This window comes from Cytobacillus sp. FSL M8-0252 (assembly GCF_038007345.1).
Classification (GTDB): Bacteria; Bacillota; Bacilli; order Bacillales; family Cytobacillaceae; genus Cytobacillus; species Cytobacillus kochii.
In genome coordinates this window covers 1,587,482-1,608,373 of sequence record NZ_JBBOWZ010000001.1, presented here as the reverse complement: position 1 = coordinate 1,608,373, position 20,892 = coordinate 1,587,482, and the positions used below count along the sequence as shown (strand labels likewise).

The following is a 20,892-nucleotide window of genomic DNA, read 5'->3' as shown; positions in this document are numbered from 1 at the left end:
TCAAGTTATTCGACTTTTCTATTAATAAATCCGACAAAGATTAAACGTAAAACATTCTAATTATAAAATGTTTAACTTAAAAATAAAGGGGTAATTTTTTATTAAATTCTTTTAAAAGGAGTTACATATCATGAATAGAAAAATTATCTCTTCCAGTTTAAAATTTGAAAAATCATTAAATATAAAGAAAATGATTGCTATATACCAAACTGCATATAAATACGACGGCACAATTTATTTTCTTTATCAACATAATGTAGTGATCCCTTCTCACTTGTCAAAACTAGTAACCTTTCTGATGATGGTCCGACCGAAAGACGAATTGAAAGTGATTGTGGAAGGTACTGAGCCAGAAGAAATACTTATTCAAATTAAAACGTTGTGTACGAATGATGTTCACTTTACAGCAGAGCCTAAAAGTTTATTATTGAACAGAAGTGTACATGTATAAGATATCTTATTTTAGTAAAGGTATAGGGAAATAAGAAAGATTCTCCATGAGAATAAAGATTCTCTCAGTAGATTTTTCATTATTTCCCTTTAAATATCATATTTAATTAAACCAGTCAAAAAACTGATTCCTTTTATCTTCTAACCAGTTTCTTATTTCATCCCTCTGTTCCTGTTTCTCCTTGTTACGTTGCTGCTTTTTATATTTATCATCGATTTTATCGACATTAAAGCTTTCAATCGGTTTTCCTTGAAGCACTTTTTCCATTACTTCCTTGAAAATTGGCGCTGTGCCTTCACTACTACTCGTCGTCAAATAATGATTACGATCACTTTGATCATAGCCAACCCAGATGGCACCTACTAGATGAGGAGTATAACCAACAAACCATTGGTCCTTTGTCCCACTTAAACCTTCAATCCCTAACTGTGTTGAACCAGTTTTCCCTGCGATTTCAACTCCATCAATTTTAGCAGCTTTCCCTGTACCATAATCGACGACACCTAATAGCATTGCTGTCACTTGATTTGCTGTTTGTTCAGAGATTACTGTTTCCTTCTTACTTTCCCATTGAACGAAAGGCTCATCAGATTGGGTTTTTATTTCAATAATTGTATGAGCTTCTTCTTTCTTACCACCATTAGCAAAAACACTATAAGCTTCAGCCATCACTTTAGGAGACACAGGACGGCTTGTCCCACCCAAAGCAAGAGCTAGGCCTCCATCCAATACATTCTTCGGAATGCCGAATTGCTCGGCCATCTTCTTTCCTCTATCTACACCTATTTCATTATATAACCATACAGCCGGTAAATTGATAGAATGCATCACAGCCTCATACATTGGTACTTCACCTAGATATTGGTTATTATAATTATTTGGAGCATACTCACCAAATGATAATTTCTCATCTTTCAACATATCTGTATTTTCCCATCCAGCTTCAATTGCAGCAGCATAAGGAATAATCGGTTTCATCGTTGAACCTGGTTCTCCCACAGGGTGAATGGCTCTATTATGTCCAAGGAGCGTATGCTCACCTCTCCCACCAACTAAAGCACGAATACCACCAGTTTCAGGATCCATTAATATCATCCCACTTTGAACCGGTCGCTCCCCTGTTGTTGAAGGAAAAATCGCATCATTTTGATAAGTAGACTCTATATCAGCTTGCATACTAGGATCTAATTCGGTATATATTTGATAACCTTGCGTTAACAACTCATCTAATGAGAGATCATATCGATTCATTGCTTCTTCGAGAACAGCATCAACATAATAAGGGTACTTTCCTTTCATTGGATCAGCTTCCCCTTCTTTAAAACTCATTTCTACATTTATTGCTTGATTCATTTCCTCTTCATTAATATATCCATGTTGCTTCATTTGCTTTAAAACAAGATTTTTTCTTGCTATTGCCTTTTGTTTGTCATTGTATGGATTAATCGTAGAAGGTGCTTTAATTAAACCAGCCAACATTGCAGATTCACTTAACGATAATTCGCCTAAATCTTTAGCAAAGTATTTATTAGCTGCTTTTTTCACCCCATACGCACCCTCACCAAAATAAATTCTATTCAAATACATTTGTAGTATTTCTTCTTTACTATATTGGTGTTCTACTTCTCTAGCTATAAAAAACTCTTGAAGCTTTCTGTCATATGATTTTTCTGCAGTGAGAAGTTCATTTTTTACAAGTTGTTGAGTGATTGTGCTTCCGCCTTCAACAATTCTACCAGCTCGTATATTGGTTAAAAAAGCGCGGCCAATCCCTTGATAATCGACGCCTTCATGTTGAAAAAAACGATGATCCTCAATAGCAATAACAGCGTGTATGAGTGATTCCGGTATCTCTTCAAAGGCTACTCCTTCATTTTTGTTAGCAGAAACCTTACTAGCTACTTCACCATTTTTATCATAAATAATCGTTGGCTTGCTTAATTGACTATTTAGACCTTCAATATCATTATTTGTTGCAAATGGAATGATATAGATTAAACCAAAAAGGACTCCCAGTGATATGAGTAATAATATTACCTGCCATATATGCAATTTCTTTATCATGTTTTTCAACCAAACAAATGGTGTTTTTTCCCTTTTCATAACATCTCCACCTTATGTTCCTAGCAAGAAAATTTCTATTATTATAGGATTATACTTCATCAATAAGGGTAAAGTATAACATAAGACGAAAGGGTGATAAGATTGTTAAACTTTCAAACAATTATTGTCGGGTATGATGATTCTGAAAACAGCCGTCACGCATTGGAAAAAGCACTTTCTTTCTCTACGACTGACACAAAAATCATTCTAGCTCATGCTGATGAAGAAGTGATTGAAAATTCTTATTCAGCAACTGAAAAAAACCCTCAGTTAAGATCGAATAATATGATTGTTGAAGGCATGCAAATACAACCGCTCCATATTAGTAATCACGCAGAAGAAAAGACGACACATTCAACAATAATTAACAGCGTCGACCAAGCGATTACACATGCTAAACAAATTGCTGATGAAGCTGGAAAAAAATTAGAAATAAAAATATTGGGAGGCAAACCGGCAGATGCTATATGCGAATTAGCTGAAGAATTAAAAGCAGACATTATATTCGTAGGAAGTTCCTCAAAAGAAGGATTAAAAAGAATTTTCTTAGGAAGCAATAGTGAAAAAATAACAAAAGAAGCGCCATGTAGCGTAATGGTCGTCAAATAATAAGCAAAAAACCCAACTTTGTTGGGTTTTTTGCAGCTATGTATTAAATGAATTAATATTGATGTTGAAGTTCTTCAATGACTTCAGCGAATCTCTCCTTGGCAGAAGTTTCATCAAAGCTACTATAAATACGGAAATGCTCTTCGTCAATAATTCGGTAATGTTGACTAATGATATTTTGTTGCAAAACATAGCCGCTTTTATTCTGTATTTCTTTCCACCAAATCTTTCCACCTAGAGTTTTCTCTTTACGAAAATCAATTCCCTCTCTCACTACTGTTTCAATTACCTCTAAAGGCTCGTTTCCGAACAAAAACCTTACTGTCTCTGTTTCTCTAAACAATGCACATACAGCAACGACAGTCGACCAACCAGCATTGGCCCGGCCTTTTTCAATTTGTACAAGTGTTTTTTTTGAAACACCAACGATTTCTGCCATTTTGTCCTGTGTATAACCAGCTTCAGTACGAATTAAGCGCATCTTTTCCGAAACTTTTAATATGATTTCATCTCTAGTCAAAATCATTTCATTCCCTTGATTTATTTTTCGTGTATTTTTACACCTTTTCATATCGATTATAATTAAATTTTTCGAACCTTTCAAATAAAAATCGAAATGAATAAACAACATATACATCATACATTTTTCAACAAATGTCATTTTGTGTTATAAAAATATTTAAAAGTCCAATCCACATCGATTGATAATCATATTAACATTGCAAGAAAGATTACTCAAATGAACATAACCTAATTGCAAATAATTAAGAAATACGGACTATATAAAATGGATTATTTTTAAAGAGAAGCAGGCAATTTTCACCACCACCTACCACTGATCAAATATTATTATTTTTTGTCAAAAAGTACGTTCCTCATATGTATGATGGCATCCTTCTCCTATTCATAACCGCTTAATAATATTATTTCAATTATAAACTTATCCTTTAAAACCCATAAAAAAACCGAACACATGTGAATCTCCTTTAAGAAGAATTCACATGTTGTTCGGAAGTAATGCATGACGCATGAATTATTTATGCATTATTAATTATTATTTAGCTAATTTTTTTTCGCGTCTTTCTTCTGCAGCTGTATTATAAACTGCACAAGCTGCATCCCCTGTAATATTCACAGCTGTACGCGCCATATCTAATAATCTGTCAATTCCGAGAATTAACGCAATTCCCTCTACAGGTAAACCAACTGATTGTAATACCATGGCAAGCATAATTAAACCTACACCCGGTACGCCTGCTGTCCCAATACTAGCAAGGACCGCTGTTAGAACTACTGTCACTAATTGACCAATACTTAAATCAATACCATATACTTGAGCAATAAAAATAGTCGCTACACCTTGCATAATCGCTGTTCCATCCATATTAATCGTTGCTCCTAAAGGTTGAACGAAACTACTAATATGCTTAGGTACTTTTAAGTTCTCTTGGGCTACTTCCATTGAGATTGGTAAAACAGCGTTACTGCTAGATGTACTAAATGCCACTCCCATTGCCGGTGTAAACCCTTTAAAGAACTTCAAAGGATTTTTTCTACCACCTAAGAAGTATACTGTACCTCCATATACAATAATTAAATGTATGATTAGTGCAGCAACAACTAGGATGAAGTATAAGCCCATTGCTTTAATTGCTGAGAAACCTTGACTTCCGATTGCTGAAGCAATTAAACCAAAAGTTCCGTATGGTGCAAATTTCATTACAACACCAACAAGATACATCATAATCTCATTGCCTTGTTCAATTAGCTTTATAACACCTTGTGTTTTTTCTCTTAACATCGTTAGAGCAAAACCAATAAATGCTGCAAAAACAATGATTTGTAACATATCACCAGAAGTCATCGCTGCAAATGGATTAGCAGGAATCATATTAAGTAAGGTATCACTTACTGGTGGTGCTTCTTCTGCATTGAATTCAGCATTAGCTGTGTCAAATGTGCCAACTTCGCCAGGCTTAAATATTAAAGCCAAAGAAATTGCAATGACAATAGCTATTGCAGTTGTTACAAGGAAATATGAAATGGTTCTAACACCGATTCTCCCTAATTTTTTCGGATCCCCTAGTCCAGTAAATCCGAGAATTATTGAGAATAAAACTATTGGTACAACTAACATCTTAATTAAATTAAGAAAAATTTGTCCAAGTGGATAAAATAACCACGTATCTAGTACTTCAAATACGTTTGGAGCGGTTACATTTAAGATAATTCCAACAACTGCACCGACAAGTAACGCAATAATAATTTTTGTGGTAATTTTCATAGAAGTCCTCCCATAAAATAATATACTCGAATTACAATCGTAATATATAAAAGTGTGTTTCTGCAAAACATTTTGTCCATTCGTGATAAAAAATAGAACTTTATACCCATAATAATGGTTTTATTTTACTTTTAAATGTCGAAAGGGTGAGATTTTTGTCGAAGTGGAAAATGAGTATCGATTCCTCTCTTAAACTTCACTTATTAGAGCCTTATCATTCAGAAGATTTTTATTTATTAATCGAAAAAAATCGTGCGTATTTAGCTGAGTGGTTGCCATGGGTGCAATTCACAGATAGTATTGAAAAAACAAGTGCAATGATTTCCTCATGGCTCCAACAATATCATACACAGAACGGGATTTTTTTAGGTATATTTATAAATCAAAAATTAATCGGTTCTATTAGTCTTCATACAATAGACTGGCAAAATAAGCAAGCAAGCATTGGTTATTTATTAGACCAGACACATCAAGGAAAAGGTCTTATTACGAAATCAGCTAATCACCTCATTAACTATACGTTTTCTCTTTTACATCTTCATCGCCTAGAAATCAAATGTGCCGTACAAAATGAAAAAAGCCGTAACATACCAGAAAGATTAGGTTTTACTCAAGAAGGTATTCTCAGAGACAACGAATACATTAATAACCATTTTCATGACCTTGTTCTTTATTCTCTGTTAAGTACAGATCACAATTGGTAAAAGATGTATGAATATTATACCCTTAATTGAGCCTAAATGGAACAGTAATTCGTTCTTTCGACCTTCATATTTACAGAATTTTCGAATAAAATAGTCTTAAATAAGAAGTTACCCTTTGACTGATTATATTTTCTTAACGTATAATTATTTTTAAAATATTCAAACTGAGGTGGTAAAATGGGATATTCTATCGCATCGGTGGATTAGCGAAAATTAAGTTATTGCATGAAATAGTCTTAAATGAAGTTTTTTCTAATTATGATGATGAACTTACTATGGAAAAGAAATACAGTGATTTACATGGTAATCGAAGCTATTCCATATTTTTTTAAATTAAAGACGATAAATCTTTACCTCTAAATTTGAAATAGGAAAATTTAAGTATATATCAAATAGATACTTAACTCATTGATTGCTTCGATTGCTTGTTATAGGAGCTCATCTATTTTTCAATTCTCAGGAGGTGACACCCTACCCTTTATTGGGTTTAGGGGAATTTATTTGGACATATTAAACTTGGTTATTGTTGCCATTTTAATTGGCTTAACGGCATTCTTTGTCGTTTCAGAATTTGCTATAGTGAAAGTACGAAGCTCAAAAGTGGATCAATTAATCGAAGAAGGTAGCAAGAGAGCCATCTCAGTAAAAAAAGTAACTACTCATTTAGATGAGTATTTGTCTGCCTGTCAATTAGGTATTACGATTACGGCATTAGCTCTCGGTTGGCTTGGTGAAACAACATTTGAAAATCTACTTTTACCGATATTCCAGTTGTTTCATATACCTGCCTCATTATCTCATATTTTGATTATTGCATTCGCCTTTACCATCGTTACATTTTTACATGTTGTCGTTGGAGAGCTTGCGCCGAAAACAATTGCTATTCAGAAAGCCGAAACGGTCACATTAATGGTAGCCAAGCCTTTAATTTGGTTCTATCGCATTATGTTCCCATTTATCTGGGTGCTAAACGGATCTGCCAGATTGTTAACAAAAATGATTGGGCTAAAACCTGCTTCTGAACACGAAATGGCTCACTCTGAAGAAGAATTAAGGATTATTCTTTCAGAAAGTTATGAAAGCGGGGAAATCAACCAATCGGAATTTAAATATGTGAACAAAATATTTGATTTTGATGACCGCATTGCGAAAGAAATTATGGTCCCACGTACAGAGATTATTTCTATTTCTAAAGATGATACCCTAGAGGAATTTTTACCTACCGCCAAGAATGAAAAGTTCACACGGTATCCCATTATAGACGGTGATAAAGACCATATCATCGGTATGATCAATGTGAAAGAAATCTTAACGGACCTAATTTCTTCTAAGTCTCAGTCAACAATAAAACCGATATCCACTTATATTCGTCCTATCATTCGTGTAATCGATTCTACACCGATTCATGATTTGTTGTTAAAAATGCAAAAAGAACGTATCCATATGGCTATATTGATGGATGAATATGGTGGAACTTCAGGATTGGTGACCGTTGAAGATATTATCGAAGAAATTGTCGGTGATATTAGAGATGAGTTTGATGTGGACGAAGTACCAAGTGTTCAAAAAGTGAAAGATAATCATTATATCTTAGATGGAAAAGTTTTAGTTAGCCAAATTAACGATATTTTAGATATTTCCATCAATGATGAAGATGTTGACACAATAGGTGGTTGGTTGTTAACTGAGAATTATGAAGCCAAAGAAGGCGACTTTATTGAACAGGAGAACTTTGTGTTTACTATTGTAGAAATGGAAGATCACCATATCAAATTAGTGGAGGTATACAAGAAACCAGTAATTGAAGAAATAGCTCCTTCCCAAATTCCTTTGTCTACAGAATCACAAGTCCAAATATGAAATAAAAAACCGCGCTGAAATTCAGCGCGATTTTTTTATTTTGCCATTCATTTTTTAGGAAAAAACAATCGGAAAATGGTTCCATTATTTGTTTCACTTTGAACATCTATTTTACCACGGTGTAAAGAAACTAATTGTTTTACGATTGACAAACCAATCCCAAATTCACCAAAATAACTGTTCGTTCTTGAACTGTCCGCCTTGTAGAATCTTTCCCAAATCCAATCAACTTCTTTTGGATCTATACCAATTCCATTATCTTCAATTTCAATACAAATATCATGCTCATTCTCAAAGGCGCGCATGGATATCCATCCGTTTTCTGTGAATTGAATACTATTTTTAACAATATTAATAAGAATTTGAATCAAGCGGTCATAGTCAGCATGAATATAGATATCATCTGCTGCCTCAATATAAATTTGGTTATTTTTTTCATCTGCTTGCATTAGAAGCTGTTCACTTACGACTTCAAATACCTCAATAGCTTGAATATCAATCATATGTAATTCTAATTGGTTTGAACGAATCTTCTCATAGTCTAAGTTTTCATTTACTAATCTAATCAACCTTTTAGCTTCACGGTCAATTAAATTCATCCCTTTATCAACTTCCTCTTCAGGAATCAATTGATTTTTAATTCCTTCTGCTAATCCACTAATAGTCGTTAATGGTGTCCTTAATTCATGTGAGACATCGGCAAGAAATTTTTGTCTGCGATTTTCTAGCCTTTCAATTTCCTCTTGAGATTTTTTTAATTGCACAACCATCTCATTAAAATCCCTTGCTAAATAACCTAAATCATCCTTGGAATCATCTGGCACATTTACATTATAATCGCCTGATGAAATCATTGAAGTTGCTTTTCTAAACGCTCTCACTCTAGTTGATAAGTTACGGGAGAAGATTAAACTTAAAAAGATTGCTGCCGTTGCAGCTATAGCAATCGTATACAATAAATATTGATTAAGCTGTCCAATCATTTTTAAAGACGTACTTATCGGCGAAAGTAATAAAATTCCACCGGTTATGTTTTCACCTTCCATTGACGGTAAAGCTACTAATGATACTTCCTGTTCAAACCGTTTAATATCATGAAGGATTGTTACAGACTCACCTTTTGACAACTTTTCCCACTCTTTTTGGGAAAGGCGTATACTAGGGTCCATAGAAACATTGGGGTAGATGATATCTGCATTACTATCGAATAAAATATATTGAATATTTCTTGCTTCAAGTAGCTTACTATATTTATTCAAAAAAGTTTGTGGACTTTCTTCATGAATGGATACATCTTCTAAAATCTGCTGGCCATATTCATTTAATTCTTCCACTTTGTTTTCGAATATATAACTTCTTACAAATTGTGAAAAAATCAAACCCATTAATAGAAACGCCAGTATTAGAATAAGAACATGACTGGATAGCAGTTTAAGAAAATATTTATTTCTCATAGGTATCCGTCGACTCATCAAATTTGTAACCTACACCCCACACAGTATGGATAAATGGTTGATCTGCACTGCCTATCTTTTTCCTTAAACGTTTAATATGAACATCGACTGTCCTTTCATCTCCATAAAATTGGTATCCCCATACTTTATCGAGTAATTGCTCTCTCGAAAATACTTGTTTTGGATGGGTAATAAAGTAATACAATAAATCGAACTCTTTAGGTGTTAAATTTGAAAGCAGTTCATCTTTAAAGTAGACTTCTCTAGCTTCTTTACTAATTTTGAAAAAATGGCTTGTCGTAAAGTGATGATCCTTCTCTGTTGTATCTGATTGAAATCTTCTAGATACGGCTTTAATCCTCGCCATTAAAGTTAACGGGCTAAATGGTTTCGTCACATAATCATCCGCACCCATCTCAAGTCCAAGTACTTGATCAGATTCACTGTCTTTCGCTGTTAACATAATAATGGGCACACTGCTAATATCACGGATCTTTCTACATAATGTTACACCGTCCATAGCTGGGAGCATCCAATCGAGTATAATTAAATCCCATTCTCCTTTATTAAACGCCTCAAATCCTGATTGTCCATCGTGGACAAAGGTTCCTTTATATCCTTCTTTCATGAAAAACATTTCAAGCATTGTACAAACACTTTCATTATCTTCAACTACTAATAAATTCATGTATAACCACCATCCTTTAAACAGGTAATCTAAGTTTATTGTATAGGTATATTTTCATTTTAATAAAAGAATTATATCTCATTTATGTGTCAAAACGGTGTTAAAAATATGAAAGTCACATTTCGTCATCACTAAATGCAATCGAAAGATGACTTCGATATTTATTTTCGATTTTAACAAAGGTATACTTATGATAAATAGGAAGGTGAATAAAATAATGAACGACAATCCATCTTATAACGAATTAGACGAAGAAACTCTTTTTTTAGTCACACAAACTTTTAAAGCCTTATCTGATCCGACAAGGCTTAGAATCCTACATTTACTTTTTCACGAAGAACACTCGGTAAATGAGATTGCCGATAAGCTCTCTCTGTTGCAATCAACTGTCTCCCATCAATTAAGATTCCTAAAAAACTTGAGGCTAGTTAAATTCCGACGTGAAGGAACTACTTTATATTATAGTCACGATGATGAACATGTTATGCATTTATTAAAACAAACAATAGAACATACTCGCCATTCTTAATTACACACGTCCTCATGGTTTGGACAACCACTGCTTCTGCCTTCAACTTGGATTGTACTATGATTGATGCCAAATTGATGAGAAAGTAATTCTTTTGTTTCTTTGAGGACAGTATCATGGTGCCCATCATCATTTAAGACAATATGGCAACTAAAAGCAGGGAATCCTGAAGTAATCGTCCAGAGATGTATATCATGTACATCCTCTACATTTTGAAGTGTTTTGATGGAGGCTTTAATTTCCTCTATTTGCATCCCGTCAGGTACCCCTTCCATCAATACATGAAAGGCTTCTTTTGTCACTCTATAGCCGCTATTTATAATCAAAATAGCAACAATTAAACTTGCTATTGGGTCAGCAATACCCCAGTCAAAAAAGTAGATCAGTAAACCTGCTATAATCGCTCCTACAGAGCCTAGTAAATCTCCAATTACATGAAGAAACGCACTTTTCACATTAAGGTTTTCATCTTTGTCACCTTTCATTAAGATAACAGCTGCTACTATATTGATAAGAAAACCAATTGTAGCAATTGTTAACATACCTAAGCTTGCTACTTCTGGCGGTGAGATAAACCTTTTCACACTTTCAATCATGATAAGAATAGCGATGACTATTAATGTTACCCCATTTATCGCCGCCGCTAAAATTTCAAACCTTTTAAATCCGAATGTTTTTTTGTTGGTTGATTCCCTTTGAGCTACCTTGATGGCAATATAGCTTAACCCTAACGCTCCTGCATCACTTAACATATGGCCTGCATCTGATAAAAGTGCTAAACTATTCGTCCACAGACCACCAATAAACTCAATAATCATGAATCCAAAAATTAAACAGAAGGTAAGTAATAATACATTTTGATTGTTAGACGAATGATGATGATGAGAATGGGAATGATCATGACTCATTATAATTCACCTCTTATATATGAATATATGTTCATATATTACATTATGAAGAACTAAACGAAATTGTTCAACTGTTTTGTATGAAATCGAATGAAAAGTTTGTTTATAGTCCAAAATATGGTATTGTTTACAAAAATAATATTTTACACATAATAACAAAACCATACGACTAAAGCTTCTTCAACAGAAAGTAGGATTTTTCATGATAAAAGCACTCATCAACCGTAAAGCATATTTTATTTATAAGTTCTTAATGATCATTGCTGGTGCTACACTTGCTGCTTTATCAATTGAATTATTTCTTATACCAAATCTGATTATAGATGGTGGCATTATTGGTATTTCCTTAATCGTTAACCATTTAACAACCATCCATTTCGGTGTATTATTTATTTGTTTTAATATTCCTTTTTTAATTGCTGGTTATAAGCTATTAGGAAAAAGTTTTTTTCTTGCTTCCCTAATAGGCATTATCTCTTTAGCAGGAGTCGAATCACTATTTCATCATACCTCTCCTTTTACATCTACCCCGTTACTGGCAACAGTATTCGGAGGTGTCATCCTAGGAGCAGGAGTGGGGCTAGTCATTCGACATGGTGGTGCGTTAGATGGAACTGATATTATGGCAATTCTTTTAACAAAAAAAATCCCCTTTTCTATAGGGGAATTTATCATGTTCTTTAATATTTTCGTTTTTGTCTGGGCAGGATTCGTCTTGGGGTGGGAACAAGCCATGTATTCAATCATCACTTACTATATTGCTTCTAAAACGATTGATATGGTTGTACAAGGTTTTGAAGGAGATACGAAAGCTGTGCTCATCGTTTCTGACCATTATAAGGAGATGGCTGATTGTATTATTACAAAGCTAGGAAGAAGTGTGACGAAGTTGAACGGCAAAGGTGGATATATTAATACTGATAAAGAAATTATTTATGTTGTTGTGACTCGATTAGAAATATCTAAACTTAAAACTATCATTGCTGAGATTGATCCTCTTGCTTTTACAACCATAATGGACACACAAGAAGCACGAGGTAGTAAATTCAAATCTGCTCTTCATTAGTTTTAAAATACTGCCATTCATCTATTGCTGTTTAACCACCACCCATAAAAATACGAACAGAAGCGAATCCTCAACTGTTCGTATTTGTCATGATCATTGAATTTTCAGTGGTCACCTTTATAGATATTTTCTATGAAGCGCCTTTCCATCATAAGTAAAAACCATTTCCTTCTCTTCTACAATTGTTTCCATATGAACCGCTCTTCCCCATAACTGATATACATAAGGCAGAACTTTCTCTAAGTATTTCAAATCAAGCTCAATCCCTTCAAACCAATGCTTTAAATACAACTCACCATTCTTCATATAATCTCCATCATTTACCGTCAGATAAGGAAATCCCCCATTTACTCTCATACTAACTAGCTGATCGCGCACATTTTCCCATCCTTTATCGACAACTTTATAATCTTTTCCTTGCTTTTGAAATAAATACATATCCTCTCTCATCACTAAATCTTTTGTCAAGTAATTCCGGATAAACGAGATATCAGATTCAATTTCTCGTACTTCAAACATTTTTTCCCTACCAGAGCCAACCTCTACTCCTCTCCTAATCATTTCTTCCGTAGGGTGATTATATCGTTCTTCAATATCCTCAAAAATCTTCAAGCCAAGGTAATAAGGGTTAATACTTGTTTTTGATGGTTGCACAACACCAGCATTTAATTTCGCAAATTCCAAAGCTTCTCCAGAAGTAAGATCCATCTCCCTTAAAATTCGTTGATGCCAAAAGGAGGCCCAGCCTTCGTTCATAATTTTCGTCTCAAGTTGTGGCCAAAAGTAGAGCATCTCTTCTCGCATCATTGTTAAGATATCTCTCTGCCAATCAGTCAATTCACGGCTGTATTGTTCAATGAATAAAAGTATATCTTTTTCTGGCTTAGGTGGGAACTTCTTCATTTTTTTCTTTTTCTGTTTTACTTCTTTTTGATCAAGTCCCCATAAATCGTCATAAGGCGTTTCAACATGGAAAGACGAGCTCTCTTCTTCTTCTTCATGATCCCAAATAAATTTCGGGCGCATAAGAGAAGGATCTATATGCTCTTCAATAGCTAAAATGGCATCTAAAAATGTCTCTACTTCTTTTTTTCCATAGTCAATTTCATATTTTCTAATACGCTCTGCCGTAGCAGACATGCTTTCAACCATATCTCTCTTTGTATTTTGGAATCGAACATTATTTTTAAAAAAGTCACAGTGAGCAAGGACATGTGCGACAATTAATTTGTTTTGAATTAAAGAGTTGGAATTTAATAAAAAAGCATAACAGGGATCAGAGTTAATCACCAATTCATATATTTTCGACAAACCGAGATCATAATGTAGTTTCATCTTAAAAAATTGCTTTCCAAAACTCCAGTGGGAAAACCTTGTTGGCATCCCATAAGCACCAAAAGTATAAATTATTTCTGCTGGACATACCTCATATCTCATCGGATAAAAATCCAGCCCAAAACCTGTGGCGATTTCTGTGATTTCGTCTATTGCATACTCTAACGATTTATGTTCACTACCAAGCATTCTCTCACTCCCTATCTTCACCTTTAACATAATCTATGATAGAAAAAAGAGAATGATGAGTATACTTCAGTCTTTCAAACAAGACTTTTAGTGATCCATTTAATCCTCATTTAGACAAACAAAGGATGCCCTTAAAATGAGCATCCTTTGTGAAATAATTATTTTTTTCTAAAGGAGACGCTAGGCGTTTACTACATTCTTTTCACTTTCGCTCCTGCTCTTCAACAGTTAAATTTAAAAATTTACTATCGTCTAGTCGATGAGTTACTTTAACAAGCACAGTCAAATCTTTTCCATCCTCTTTTACTTGAAATATAAAAGTATCAATGACTTCATTTTCTGAAATCATCCGTCTTCCAGCATACTGATAATCAACAACTTCTTCCTCTGGGTAATCTTCCTTCACAACCACTGTTGCAATTCTGCCGTATTTTTTATAATCGACTTTTTCTTTATGTTCTCCATGTGTATGTACGTCGGCAAATACTGGTGCCTGAATGTAGTTTAAACATACTACAGTAAGTAACAATAAAAGTAGCTTTTTCATACAATAAACCCCCGTTTATCTAAAATTACTACTTCTATCTTTTTCAAATTGTAACTCGATTATGTATCAATGTAAGAAATTTATTTTTATACAGGTAAAACTTGATAAACGTGCAATAACAGGTTGACCAAATTTTTGGTTGAAAAAATAATTCATTATGGCTCAAACTAATCTTAACTCCCAAGGGAGGAGAATGAAAATGAATAAAGTGGATTATGACCGTGCGTTATATTATACTCACCGATCCGAATGGGATAATTTACTCATTCTTATGGTTAGAACAAGTGATCAATTTTTAGCGAAAAAAATCGAGCATTTTCTACATGCGTACAATTTTGAAAAAGATTACACGATTATCGAACAGCATCTATATACACTTCTACGTTATATTGATCACGCCAATCAATTATCGGAAGAAGAAATGAAAACAGCTTCACCCTATTTTATGTAGAATTCCACCAAATAATGTAAGAGCACTATCTATTTGTAGTGCTCTTCTTTTATTTGACAAAGTTATTTTTCACTGCAAAAATGGCCGCTTGCGTGCGGTCATCGACGTCTAACTTTGATAATATATGAGACACATGTGTTTTTACCGTTTTCTCTGTTATAAATAAATCGGTCGCTATTTCTTTATTGGATTTACCTTTACCCATTTCGGATAATACTTCTTTTTCTCTTTTTGTAAGTTCATGCCATAAATGTATGTCCTCATTTTCATGTGAGAATTTTGACATTAAATGAGTGGTCGCTTTAGGGTGGATATAATTTTCCCCGTCCATTATTTCATTCATCGTTTTTACGAGCTCATCTGGTTCAACATCCTTAAGTTGATAACCTGATGCGCCGGCTGCTATTGCAGGGATACAATGGCTTTGATCTGAATAACTTGTCAGTATGAGTATTTTTACTTGAGGAAATTTCTTTCTAATTGCTTTAGTTGCTTCGATTCCATTCATGTCAGGCATATCAAGATCCATTAAAATAAGATCAGGCATACATTGTTCTGTTAATTTTATTGCTTCCTCTCCAGTACTTCCTTCACCAACAATATGGATATCCTTTTGTGTTTTCAAAAAAAAGATAAGCCCTTTTCTTACAACATGATGATCGTCAATAATTAATACATTCACCCGTTAGACCCTCCTCTCAATTGAACAGGCGTATAATGATCTTCGTCCCCTCCCCTTCACTAGTAGTTATTTCCATTGTACCATTCCGCCGTTCAGCTCGTTGACGCATATTTCGCAATCCATGGGAAGGTAAGAATACAGATGGACTGTAATTAAATCCTACACCCTGATCAGTTATACTCATCTGTATTATCTGTTTATCCTGGTTGAAATCAATTGCAATATCAATCTTATCCTGACCAGAATGCTTCTTACAATTCATCATTGCCTCTTGAGCTATCCTCCATAAAGTTTCTTCTGTTTGTGGAGAAATATTTGTTAATGTATTAACATGACAATGTAACTGAAGCCCAAGCATTTCACTGTATTCTTTTAATGATGTAAGCAACCCGTTTTCTAGACTTTTTGGTTGTAACTGCCAGATCAGATCACGCATTTCATGAAGTGCTTGTTGGGAAAGCTCTTGTATATAAGTAAATGTTTCTTGAACAGTTTTAGATTTTGTTATCTCTCTTCCTCCTCGAGCCGTTAAACTAACCGAAAATAACAATTGATTGACAGAGTCATGCAATTCCTGTGCAAGGCGATTTCTTTCCTCAATAAGTGCCATTTCTCGTTCCCTCTCAGTTAATGCCATTCTTTTTAATGTCGATCCTATTTGAAAAGCAACAGATTCTAATAAAGAAAGTTCCTTTTCTGTGAAATGAATTTTATTCGGAGCTCCTACATTTAAAATGCCGAACATTTCTTCACCAAAGCGAAGGGGAACTGTTGCATGATGGGTTAAACCTTCAATGTCAGCATATCCATTCTTTTTTGCCTCTTCAATTCTTTTACAATTGATAATATTACTCGCACGGTTTAATTCACCGTTATTGTAACGATTTACACACCAGCATTCTTTCGAACACATCGGAGCTAACTGATTTGTTGTTAATGCTTGGGGCAATTGATGATGTGCGATTAGTGTTGGTTCATGGTTCTTGATTAAAAAAAGCCAGCCTGTTTGTAATTGAGTGACTTGTAGCAATCTTTCTAATACAGCAGACAATGTTTCTTTCATTTCGCTTCCTTCATTAAGTAATTCCGCTATTTCCTTAAGTATGACTGCTTCACGAATTTGTTGATCCGCCATTCTCTTTAACCCTCTCTTTATGACTATTATAACGAGTATTTATGTAATGATCTTCATTCGCATCGATGAAAATATCTCAGCCTAAGGTCGTATATATGAAGCTTATTTGCTACTACTTTTAACTAAAATTGGTGAATCCTCAGCAATTATCCTCAAAACGCGAATCCACTTTGTTTGGCTTTAAATAAGCTACTGCTAAAACAAACCTTTACTACAATGATCTCTTTAATGAACTTTACTTTTATTTACCCTAGGGTTCATGAGGGATTAACAAGGCCATTACTTGAATAAAAAAATCGAACATATTCTCATCCTTTAAGATTTGAATGATGTTCGAATTTTTTTAGTTTTTCAATTCCTCTTGTATCAATTGATCCACTTTCTTCATTAGTTCCACTTGAACATGGTCAAGCTTTTCTTGACTCAAGCTTAATGATTCGCTTTTAACACCGAAGTAAAACTTAATCTTTGGTTCCGTTCCTGATGGGCGTAAACAAATCCATGTACCATCAGCGAAGAAGTACTTTAATACATTAGATTTCGGAAGATGAATATCCGAACGATGATCACTTTCTGTACGAATACTTATTAAATAATCTTCTGTCGCGATATGACTAAGACCTTCTATATCAATTGAAGATGCATTTCTAAACGTAGAGAGTATGTTTGCAATTGTTTCTGTACCTGCTTTGCCTTTTAAAGTTATCGACTTTAATCCTTCACGGAAATAACCATACTTTTCATAAATCATCATTAATACATCATAAAGGGTTTGGCCCTTTTCTTTATAAAAAGCAGCTGCTTCAGCAATTAATAGTGCTGCTTGAACAGCATCCTTATCTCTTGCAAAATCACCAATCAAATAACCATAGCTTTCTTCATAACCAAAAAGGAATTTATACTCACCTGTTGTTTCATATTCTTTTATTTTCTCAGCAATAAATTTAAAGCCTGTAAGTACATCTTTTGTAGTTAAACCAAACGAAGCTGCAATTTCTCTTCCTAGCTCTGAAGTTACAATTGTTTTCAATACAATTCCATTTGACGGAATGCTATCTTTATCCTTCTTTTGTGCTAGCATGTAGTAAAGAATTAGAGCACCTGTCTGATTGCCTGTCAGAAGCTCATACTCATTTTTATCATTTTTAACTGCTATTCCTAATCTGTCCGCATCGGGGTCAGTAGCAATAAGTAAATCAGCATTTACCTCTTTCCCTTTTTTTATAGCCAACGTAAATGCAGACCTTTCTTCAGGATTAGGGCTATCTACTGTAGGAAAATCACCATCAGGTTTTTCTTGTTCCTCTACAATATGAACATGCTTATAATTCAAGCTTGCAAGCCCTTCTCTAACCGGTTTATTGCCAGTGCCATGTAATGGAGAAAATACGATAGAAAGATCCGTTTTTTCTCCTATAGAACGGTCTTCTGAAATTGTCTGTAACTTTTGAACATAAGCACGATCAATAGATTCGCCGATTGTAACAATCAGTTCTCTCTCTCTTAACAGTGCTTCTTCCTCTACTTCAATAAGTAACTCGTTTTCAATTTGATTTACTTTTGCTATAACTGTATCGGCATCTTCTGGTATCAATTGTGCTCCATCCGGCCCGTATACTTTGAAACCATTGTATTCTTTTGGATTATGACTAGCCGTAATGACAATACCAGCATATGCATGCAAATACCTTACAGCAAACGAAAGCTCAGGTGTGGGTTTTAACTCATCGAAGATATATGTTTGAATATCATTTGAAGCAAGCGTTTTTGCCGCTTCTAAAGCAAATTCTGGTGACATATGTCTTGAATCATGGGCAATCACTACACCTCTTGCTTTTGCTTCCTGTCCCTTTTCAATTATGTATTTGGCTAAACCGTAAGATGCTTTTCTAACGGTATAAATATTCATTCTATTTGTGCCTACACCAATCTCTCCTCTCATCCCACCTGTTCCGAACTCGAGGTCTTTATAAAATGCATCTTCTAAGTGGTTTTCATTGTCATTTAATTGAATTAATTCTTCTTTCATTTCAGTAGTCAATTGCGAATATGTATTCCATCTATCTACATTGCTTTTCCAATCCATCGTTTTCCCCCCTAGTTAAATACCTCTTTCCATTATCGACTAAATTAATCCATTTTGTAAGCTATTCTCTCTTATTAAAAATAGTGGATTTTTATAAAATTTTCAATCAATTACTGCAGTTTCTATTTCAATTTCTTTAAAGGATATATCCCTAAGAGTCCACATTCATCATTTCCCAAAAAGAACACGAACAAATAAATTTGTTCGTGCAGGATAGCTGTCTATAGAATTTATTTATGATTACGATATTGAATTTGATAAATATCATGCCTTCTATCTTTCAAATGTCTTACTGTACCGTCTTGTCTTTTCCTTCTTAATACCTCTAAGTCTACATCACCAATTTGCACCATTTCAATATTTGCATTCGTCTCCCCGACAATTCCATCCTTAGCAAACTCGAAATCTGAAGGTGAAAAAATCGCTGATTGTGCATACTGTATATCCATATTTTCTGTTTGTGGTAAATTCCCGACTGTACCTGATATTGCTGTATAAATTTGATTTTCAATGGCCCGAGCTTGTGCACAGTATCGAACACGTAAATAACCTTCTCTGTCCTCGGTACAAAAAGGAACGAATATAATTTTTGCTCCCATATCAGTCGCAATTCGCGCTAATTCTGGGAATTCAATATCATAACAAATTTGAATCGCAATTTTTCCACAATCCGTATCAAAAACGCGGACAGCGTCACCAGGGGATATCCCCCACCATTTTCTTTCATTAGGCGTAATATGGAGTTTATATTGCTTTTCAATCGTACCATCACGTCTAAATAAATAGGCTATATTATAAATTTTATCCTCATCCTCTTTTACAAAATGAGATCCACCTATAATATTTATGTTATACCTAACTGCTAAATCAGTGAATAATTGAATATACTCTTCTGTATACTCAGTAAGCTTCCTTATGGCAAGACTCGGTACTTTCTCGTCCAGAAATGACATTAATTGCGTCGTAAATATCTCTGGAAAAACTGCGAAGTCCGCTTCTGCATCTGAGGCAACATCTGTGAAATACTCGACTTGACTGGCGAAGTCTTCGAACGATTGAATTTGACGCATCATATATTGTACAACACAAATTCTAACTGGATAACTTGTTTTATAAAATCTTTTCGTTGTTGATTTATAATCAACATTATTCCATTCCATTAACGTTGCGTATTTATTGGATTGCCTATCATCTGGCAAGTAATTAGGATTTATCCTCATTAGTGTAAAACCATTTAATAATTGAAAGGATAGTACAGGGTCATATATTTTATGAAGGGATACTTCATTAACATATTCTCTCGGACTCATCTCTTTTGCATGCTTATGATAATTAGGGATTCGCCCTCCAATAATAATACTCTTGAGATTTAACTCCCGAGCTAGGTCCTTTCTTTGCTCGTATAGACGGTGACCAATCTTCATTCTACGATATTCAGGATGAACCATTACTTCAATACCATACAGATTGTAGCCATCATCATTATGGTTAGTTATATAACCGTCATCAGTGACATCAGCCCAAGTATGGCGATCATCATATTCATCAAAATTAATAATTAAACTGGAACAAGAACCAATGATTTCACCATCATACTCTGCTACAAATTGTCCTTCCGAAAATATATTTAAATGGCTTTCAAGGTGATCTCTTTTCCATGGATCCATTCCTGGAAAACATACCTCTTGTAGCGCAATAATTTTATCGATATCTTCTTCTCTCATGTTTCTAATAATCATTTTTTTCTCAAATTTGCTTAAATCTAATTTTCTCATAAATACTCCCCTTATGTTCATTGAAACAAACGTTTG

At 34.2% G+C, this 20,892-nt stretch carries 19 protein-coding genes; 7 read left to right on the top strand and 12 right to left on the bottom strand.

Annotated features, from left to right (window positions below; translation table 11 throughout):
• Window positions 1–130 precede the first annotated feature (130 nt).
• On the top strand, window positions 131–451 hold the full coding sequence (locus MKX83_RS08305; protein ID WP_095369938.1) for a hypothetical protein: 321 nt from the start codon (window positions 131–133) through the stop codon (window positions 449–451).
• A 102-nt stretch (window positions 452–553) separates the two neighbouring features.
• Here the strand turns inward: MKX83_RS08305 and MKX83_RS08300 are convergent, their stop codons facing one another.
• Complete coding sequence (locus MKX83_RS08300) at window positions 554–2,554, bottom strand: transglycosylase domain-containing protein (RefSeq protein ID WP_322909125.1); 2,001 nt, start codon at window positions 2,552–2,554, stop codon at window positions 554–556.
• A gap of 102 nt (window positions 2,555–2,656) precedes the next feature.
• Here MKX83_RS08300 and MKX83_RS08295 point away from each other — a divergent pair, with 102 nt between their 5' ends.
• Complete coding sequence (locus MKX83_RS08295) at window positions 2,657–3,163, top strand: universal stress protein (RefSeq protein WP_157733753.1); 507 nt, start codon at window positions 2,657–2,659, stop codon at window positions 3,161–3,163.
• A gap of 52 nt (window positions 3,164–3,215) precedes the next feature.
• On the opposite strand, the gene MKX83_RS08290 is transcribed toward MKX83_RS08295, so the two are convergent.
• Complete coding sequence (locus tag MKX83_RS08290) at window positions 3,216–3,683, bottom strand: helix-turn-helix transcriptional regulator (RefSeq protein ID WP_191815030.1); 468 nt, start codon at window positions 3,681–3,683, stop codon at window positions 3,216–3,218.
• Between the two features lie 534 nt (window positions 3,684–4,217).
• Window positions 4,218–5,447, bottom strand: coding sequence for a dicarboxylate/amino acid:cation symporter (locus tag MKX83_RS08285; RefSeq protein WP_095369941.1), 1,230 nt, complete (start codon window positions 5,445–5,447; stop codon window positions 4,218–4,220).
• Window positions 5,448–5,602: 155 nt separating this feature from the next.
• Between MKX83_RS08285 and MKX83_RS08280 the strand changes: the two genes are divergently transcribed.
• Together MKX83_RS08280 and MKX83_RS08275 are read left to right on the top strand one after the other, a co-directional pair.
• Window positions 5,603–6,151, top strand: coding sequence for a GNAT family N-acetyltransferase (locus tag MKX83_RS08280; protein WP_341055000.1), 549 nt, complete (start codon window positions 5,603–5,605; stop codon window positions 6,149–6,151).
• Window positions 6,152–6,652: 501 nt separating this feature from the next.
• Window positions 6,653–8,011, top strand: a complete 1,359-nt coding sequence (locus tag MKX83_RS08275) for a hemolysin family protein (RefSeq protein ID WP_307318311.1) — start codon at window positions 6,653–6,655, stop codon at window positions 8,009–8,011.
• A 47-nt stretch (window positions 8,012–8,058) separates the two neighbouring features.
• Here MKX83_RS08275 and MKX83_RS08270 read toward each other — a convergent pair whose 3' ends face one another.
• Both MKX83_RS08270 and MKX83_RS08265 read right to left on the bottom strand, forming a co-directional pair.
• Window positions 8,059–9,396, bottom strand: a complete 1,338-nt coding sequence (locus MKX83_RS08270; RefSeq protein ID WP_322909124.1) for a HAMP domain-containing sensor histidine kinase — start codon at window positions 9,394–9,396, stop codon at window positions 8,059–8,061.
• Between the two features lie 58 nt (window positions 9,397–9,454).
• Window positions 9,455–10,153, bottom strand: a complete 699-nt coding sequence (locus tag MKX83_RS08265) for a response regulator transcription factor (protein ID WP_095369945.1) — start codon at window positions 10,151–10,153, stop codon at window positions 9,455–9,457.
• 217 nt (window positions 10,154–10,370) lie between these two features.
• Here MKX83_RS08265 and MKX83_RS08260 point away from each other — a divergent pair, with 217 nt between their 5' ends.
• The gene (locus tag MKX83_RS08260) at window positions 10,371–10,682 is read left to right on the top strand and encodes an ArsR/SmtB family transcription factor (RefSeq protein WP_095369946.1); all 312 of its coding nucleotides are present in this window, start codon (window positions 10,371–10,373) and stop codon (window positions 10,680–10,682) included.
• On the opposite strand, the gene MKX83_RS08255 is transcribed toward MKX83_RS08260, so the two are convergent.
• The gene (locus tag MKX83_RS08255) at window positions 10,679–11,590 is read right to left on the bottom strand and encodes a cation diffusion facilitator family transporter (RefSeq protein ID WP_341054997.1); all 912 of its coding nucleotides are present in this window, start codon (window positions 11,588–11,590) and stop codon (window positions 10,679–10,681) included. The genes MKX83_RS08260 and MKX83_RS08255 overlap by 4 nt on opposite strands.
• 202 nt (window positions 11,591–11,792) lie before the next feature.
• On the opposite strand from MKX83_RS08255, the gene MKX83_RS08250 reads away from it, so the two are divergent.
• Window positions 11,793–12,656 (top strand): YitT family protein, encoded by an 864-nt coding sequence (locus tag MKX83_RS08250; protein WP_095369948.1) that lies wholly within the window; start codon window positions 11,793–11,795, stop codon window positions 12,654–12,656.
• 117 nt (window positions 12,657–12,773) lie between these two features.
• Here the strand turns inward: MKX83_RS08250 and MKX83_RS08245 are convergent, their stop codons facing one another.
• Together MKX83_RS08245 and MKX83_RS08240 are read right to left on the bottom strand one after the other, a co-directional pair.
• Window positions 12,774–14,180 (bottom strand): SpoVR family protein, encoded by a 1,407-nt coding sequence (locus MKX83_RS08245; protein WP_095369949.1) that lies wholly within the window; start codon window positions 14,178–14,180, stop codon window positions 12,774–12,776.
• Between the two features lie 202 nt (window positions 14,181–14,382).
• Window positions 14,383–14,727, bottom strand: a complete 345-nt coding sequence (locus MKX83_RS08240) for a DUF3889 domain-containing protein (RefSeq protein ID WP_095369950.1) — start codon at window positions 14,725–14,727, stop codon at window positions 14,383–14,385.
• Between the two features lie 199 nt (window positions 14,728–14,926).
• Between MKX83_RS08240 and MKX83_RS08235 the strand changes: the two genes are divergently transcribed.
• Window positions 14,927–15,178: a YhdB family protein gene (locus MKX83_RS08235; RefSeq protein ID WP_095369951.1), complete on the top strand. Its 252-nt coding sequence runs from the start codon at window positions 14,927–14,929 to the stop codon at window positions 15,176–15,178.
• A 49-nt stretch (window positions 15,179–15,227) separates the two neighbouring features.
• On the opposite strand, the gene MKX83_RS08230 is transcribed toward MKX83_RS08235, so the two are convergent.
• The 4 genes from MKX83_RS08230 to MKX83_RS08215 form a co-directional block, all read right to left on the bottom strand.
• Entirely contained in the window at window positions 15,228–15,860 is a 633-nt protein-coding gene (locus tag MKX83_RS08230) for a response regulator (RefSeq protein WP_095369952.1), read from the bottom strand.
• A 16-nt stretch (window positions 15,861–15,876) separates the two neighbouring features.
• Window positions 15,877–16,995: a GAF domain-containing sensor histidine kinase gene (locus tag MKX83_RS08225; RefSeq protein WP_341054995.1), complete on the bottom strand. Its 1,119-nt coding sequence runs from the start codon at window positions 16,993–16,995 to the stop codon at window positions 15,877–15,879.
• Between the two features lie 343 nt (window positions 16,996–17,338).
• Entirely contained in the window at window positions 17,339–19,081 is a 1,743-nt protein-coding gene (locus MKX83_RS08220) for a phospho-sugar mutase (protein WP_341054993.1), read from the bottom strand.
• Window positions 19,082–19,311: 230 nt separating this feature from the next.
• On the bottom strand, window positions 19,312–20,856 hold the full coding sequence (locus MKX83_RS08215) for a bifunctional GNAT family N-acetyltransferase/carbon-nitrogen hydrolase family protein (RefSeq protein WP_341054991.1): 1,545 nt from the start codon (window positions 20,854–20,856) through the stop codon (window positions 19,312–19,314).
• Between the last annotated feature and the right edge of the window lie 36 nt (window positions 20,857–20,892).

What these genes read in the sequence shown, in the direction of transcription:
- MKX83_RS08245 (WP_095369949.1), bottom strand. Translation starts at nt 14,180, where the DNA reads ATGCTTGGTAGTGAACATAAATCGTTAGAGTATGCAATAGACGAAATC.
- MKX83_RS08265 (WP_095369945.1), bottom strand. Translation starts at nt 10,153, where the DNA reads ATGAATTTATTAGTAGTTGAAGATAATGAAAGTGTTTGTACAATGCTT.
- MKX83_RS08305 (WP_095369938.1), top strand. Translation starts at nt 131, where the DNA reads ATGAATAGAAAAATTATCTCTTCCAGTTTAAAATTTGAAAAATCATTA.
- MKX83_RS08240 (WP_095369950.1), bottom strand. Translation starts at nt 14,727, where the DNA reads ATGAAAAAGCTACTTTTATTGTTACTTACTGTAGTATGTTTAAACTAC.
- MKX83_RS08225 (WP_341054995.1), bottom strand. Translation starts at nt 16,995, where the DNA reads ATGGCGGATCAACAAATTCGTGAAGCAGTCATACTTAAGGAAATAGCG.
- MKX83_RS08260 (WP_095369946.1), top strand. Translation starts at nt 10,371, where the DNA reads ATGAACGACAATCCATCTTATAACGAATTAGACGAAGAAACTCTTTTT.
- MKX83_RS08255 (WP_341054997.1), bottom strand. Translation starts at nt 11,590, where the DNA reads ATGAGTCATGATCATTCCCATTCTCATCATCATCATTCGTCTAACAAT.
- MKX83_RS08285 (WP_095369941.1), bottom strand. Translation starts at nt 5,447, where the DNA reads ATGAAAATTACCACAAAAATTATTATTGCGTTACTTGTCGGTGCAGTT.
- MKX83_RS08250 (WP_095369948.1), top strand. Translation starts at nt 11,793, where the DNA reads ATGATAAAAGCACTCATCAACCGTAAAGCATATTTTATTTATAAGTTC.
- MKX83_RS08235 (WP_095369951.1), top strand. Translation starts at nt 14,927, where the DNA reads ATGAATAAAGTGGATTATGACCGTGCGTTATATTATACTCACCGATCC.
- MKX83_RS08220 (WP_341054993.1), bottom strand. Translation starts at nt 19,081, where the DNA reads ATGGATTGGAAAAGCAATGTAGATAGATGGAATACATATTCGCAATTG.
- MKX83_RS08300 (WP_322909125.1), bottom strand. Translation starts at nt 2,554, where the DNA reads ATGAAAAGGGAAAAAACACCATTTGTTTGGTTGAAAAACATGATAAAG.
- MKX83_RS08270 (WP_322909124.1), bottom strand. Translation starts at nt 9,396, where the DNA reads ATGGGTTTGATTTTTTCACAATTTGTAAGAAGTTATATATTCGAAAAC.
- MKX83_RS08215 (WP_341054991.1), bottom strand. Translation starts at nt 20,856, where the DNA reads ATGAGAAAATTAGATTTAAGCAAATTTGAGAAAAAAATGATTATTAGA.